General features: G+C 32.8%; 5 protein-coding genes. All 5 read right to left on the bottom strand.

Annotated elements, in window-relative coordinates:
- Nucleotides 1-200 (bottom strand): hypothetical protein (locus ASC36_RS09945; protein ID WP_141656265.1); only part of this gene is annotated, 200 nt, incomplete at its 3' end.
- Between the two features lie 342 nt (nucleotides 201-542).
- Nucleotides 543-857, bottom strand: a complete 315-nt coding sequence (locus tag ASC36_RS09940) for a DUF1493 family protein (RefSeq protein ID WP_055426347.1) — start codon at nucleotides 855-857, stop codon at nucleotides 543-545.
- Between the two features lie 4 nt (nucleotides 858-861).
- On the bottom strand, nucleotides 862-1,950 hold the full coding sequence (locus ASC36_RS10980; protein WP_055426346.1) for an RHS repeat domain-containing protein: 1,089 nt from the start codon (nucleotides 1,948-1,950) through the stop codon (nucleotides 862-864).
- Between the two features lie 231 nt (nucleotides 1,951-2,181).
- A complete protein-coding gene (locus ASC36_RS09930) occupies nucleotides 2,182-2,652 on the bottom strand; it encodes a hypothetical protein (RefSeq protein WP_055426345.1) in 471 nt (156 codons plus the stop codon).
- 14 nt (nucleotides 2,653-2,666) lie between these two features.
- Nucleotides 2,667-3,353: hypothetical protein (locus ASC36_RS09925; RefSeq protein WP_221400584.1), on the bottom strand; the 687-nt coding region annotated here is incomplete at its 5' end.

Here is a 3,353-nt window from a genome sequence, read left to right as displayed (position 1 = left end):
ATAAGATCCCATTCATTATACTTAATTTTATTTTCAAATTGTGTAATATAATCGACTTCATCATAATTTTCTGCAATTGATTCAACACATGTCTTTGTGTTCTTTACATTAGGTAAATAATAAACACCTTTCCATAACTTCTTGATAGGATAAAATATATCTTCAAAATATTTTTCTTCGATTTTTTCTTTTTTCTTCATAATTTCTTCTCTTTTAATGGCCTATTATCTTCCCGTTTTGGTCCGTGGTAATTCTCTGTCCTGTGGTCTTACTGGTTTTTCCAAAATCCTTAGTGCCCTTAGGCCATATCTTAAACTCTCCTTCTTTACCTCTATGGGTGGTATTGGATTTACGATATACAGCTCCTGTTTTTTCGTGAACTATTTCTCCTTCAGATGTTTTAAATTGTCTCCTATCTGTTTTAGGTGTTGGTAAAATGTTAAAAGTAATTATTTTTTTATCTTCTTGTTTAAAGTTTTTCTTCTTCTTTTAGAAAATTAATTTCTAGTAACAACCCCGCAAGTTGCGGGGTTGTTTATAATTTATTCTTGCTTTTTATTATTCTTCATATATTCATATAACTCGCCTATTGTTAATTCATGTTCTATTTTTCTCATCTTTTTTAAACCAAACCAATTTATTACTTTAATAATTTCTGATTCCTCATGATAATACCTTGTAAAGTCAAAATTTTCAAAAGTCACGTTAAATCTATTCATTAATTCTTCTAATAAATAAAGCACATCATCTCCATCTATGTATGTACGTAAAACAGTATCTTTCGTAAACTTAATATCATCAAAACCTAATCTTTTTAAGATAATCTTTTCTAGATTATCTAATGTTAATTCTTTCATAACATTAATTATTTAGATTTTGTTGATTTTGATTAATTCTATCTTGAATAGCTCGTAAGCCTCCATCTATTCTCATTCCGCTTTCCAAATAATTATCACTTGGTCTGTTACATGAGCCACATGGGGTTATAGGTTCAAGCAGACTCTTTACAGCTGACTCTCCTGCTACGCCTCCTAATATTCCGCCTCCTATTCCGCCTGCCGTTGCTCCTAATGGGCCTCCAATGGCGCCACCAAGTGTTGCTCCAGTTTCTGCTCCAGCTATTGCTCCGCCCCAAATTCCTGATTCTCTTATTGTGGCTATTGGTTTATTATCTGAAGTTGATATATTATATATTGACATTCCTACTCCTCCTACTACTAATCCTCTTCCTACCACAGGAGTAAGTCTTCCTATAGCTCCCCCTAAATTATTTGAATAAATAGGACCTAAAGGCTTGTTTATTCTTGATAAATTTTCCCCAGATAACCTTAATGGTTTAGGCAATAGTTTATTTCCAAACTTTTCTCTAAAGTACTGAGAGGCTATGGAAGTACCTTTTGTAGTATTAGCCAATTTTCCTCGAGTCGAAACATTATTATTTCCTAAATAATTTAACGTTCTACCCGTTCCATAGATAGCTCCTGTCATTCTTGAAGTAGAAGTATTAAAATTTGATGGACTTAATAATTCCGCTGAATCTAAACCATAAACTGCTGATACCTGCTTTCCGTTGGGATCAACCAGCTTAACAGGGCTTTGATAACAATAAATATACGTATTATGATTAAATGAGTTATATACTCCCCCGTTGTGTTGCCCGTCTATGTAATGCTCTCTCTCCAGAACTGGGTTGTAACCGCTTAATGGATCGGCACTTAACCACACACTCTCCCTCGGGTTGTAGTATCTTGCGCCGTAATAGTATATTCCGGTCTCTTCATCCAACTCTTTACTATTGAACAAATAAGGGGTATTCCAACTGTTATTTCTTTCTTCTATAAACACTTCTCCAAACGGTAAATATTCTACATGTTGTACGATTTCGCCGTCTAAGTTAGTAATATAACTTTCCCTCGCGACAGGCTGGCTCGTCGCTAAAATGATTCTCATGCATTTTTTAACGCAACGCCCTCCAAATGGTCGGAGTGGTAAAAATACTAATTAGTTTAAAGATAAAAAAATAGTTTTACTCTTTATTCCCTCTGTTACCTCGATAAATCTTCTTTTATTTAAGCTCTTATTATCTACGATGAACTGGAATTGTGGGGTCTGAGTAATATGTATAATTCAATAAAAAAGCGGAACTTTTCAGTTCCGCTTTTTTTACATAATATCAATAAATTATAATTTTCTACCATCATTTGTAAAAGCATATCCATCTTTAATATCAATTAAAAGTTTTGATACTGTTCCTTTTAAATAGAGGTCTCCTAATCCATCTGCATCGTATAATAAGTTTTCAAAATATTTAGGATTCTTATTATACTCTAACATTTGGATATTATCTTTATTATTATTAACAATAGAATAATTATATGAATCTACTATAATTTCTTTAGGATTATTATTAAACCAATAAATCCCAAATCCATCATCTAAATTATCAGCTTTAATATAATTATCTTTCGGTTTAAACCAACTGGTATATTTTCCGGGTATGATATAACAATATCCATCTGATCTTTTCCATACGGTTATACATTTATCTTCTGTTAAACAGTAATACTTTCTCGACATTTCATTCCAAAAATCTAATATTAAAAACAATAATATTATACTGATTATTATTACTATAATTTTCTTCTTCTTCATATATAATTCCTTTTTTAATATATAAAATTTGGAAAACTTCTAAAAGCAGATAGAAGCAGTTTTTGTTTAAATATTCGCATACCTGCATTATGACCAACACGCTCAGCTCTATATGTTGGTTGACCTTCTACCTCCCATGATCTCCATTTTATTGGGTTAAATGAATTATACTTCTGTTTAGTTTCCAAACCATCAAAGCCTAATCTTGCCACATCCCAAGGCATACCATTACTTCCTGCTACATATCCGGCTCCCAAATTTCCTATATCTCGCGCGGAAGCAAAAGTAGTTGTTCCTCCAGCTGATCCTTGGGAAAATCCTCGTACTCCTTGAAATAATACGCCTCGATATTTGTATTGGTTTTTCTTTTCTTCACTTAAATCTTCATCGATTCCCCTAGTTTTAAAATCATATTTTCCTCCTCCGGTAGCGTTTTTCATGTAGTAGGCTAAATTTAAGTAAGGAATATCTATGATCTCATTATTTAAAAAATCTATACCACTGGTATCATTTGGATTAATCACTGCTCCTAATATTGCCTGTCCATCTTCGCCATGAAATGAATATTCTGTTAAGGATTCACCTATGACTTCGCTCGTTCTTTCGCCATCTTTCATGACGTAGATCTTCTTGTCATTATCTGCCTTTCCTGCCACTACGGTATATGTGCCATTGGAATTTTTTTCTACTCCGGTCCATTC

Origin of the sequence: Apibacter mensalis (genome assembly GCF_001418685.1) — a bacterium.
Classification (GTDB): domain Bacteria; phylum Bacteroidota; class Bacteroidia; order Flavobacteriales; family Weeksellaceae; genus Apibacter; species Apibacter mensalis.
Note: the sequence above shows the minus strand (reverse complement) of the source record. Positions and strands in the feature narration are given on the sequence as shown.

Bases quoted from the DNA above. Each gene is read 5' to 3' on its own strand.
- ASC36_RS09940 (WP_055426347.1), bottom strand. From the start codon at position 857: ATGAAAGAATTAACATTAGATAATCTAGAAAAGATTATCTTAAAAAGA.
- ASC36_RS10980 (WP_055426346.1), bottom strand. From the start codon at position 1,950: ATGAGAATCATTTTAGCGACGAGCCAGCCTGTCGCGAGGGAAAGTTAT.
- ASC36_RS09930 (WP_055426345.1), bottom strand. From the start codon at position 2,652: ATGAAGAAGAAGAAAATTATAGTAATAATAATCAGTATAATATTATTG.